The organism is Bradyrhizobium sp. Kon69, from assembly GCF_055807515.1.
Map to the genome: position 1 here is coordinate 1 of NZ_JBVVOS010000260.1, position 298 is coordinate 298.

Genomic DNA, 298 nt, shown 5'->3' on the forward strand with positions numbered 1-298 from the left:
TCTATCACCGGCGAAATCGTGATGGATAACGTATTTGTACCCGAAGAGAACATCTTCCCGGATGGGCGTGGCTTGAAAGGTCCTTTCAGTTGCCGGAATTCGGCGCGGTACGGCATCTCCTGGGGAGCGCTCGGGGCTGCGGAGTTCTGCTGGCACACCGCGCGCCAGTACACGCTGGACCGTCAGCAGTTCGGTCGGCCATTGGCCGCCACGCAGTTGATCCAGAAGAAGCTGGCCGATATGCAGACCGAGATCACGCTGGCGCTGCAAGGCTGTCTGCGTCTTGGGCGGATGAAGG

Annotated in this window: 1 protein-coding gene; it reads left to right on the forward strand. The window is 60.4% G+C overall.

Annotation, left to right across the window (positions count from 1 at the left end; genetic code table 11):
* A partial coding sequence (locus AC0L3U_RS39080) for an acyl-CoA dehydrogenase family protein (protein ID WP_473365072.1) occupies positions 1–298 on the forward strand: 298 nt, incomplete at both ends.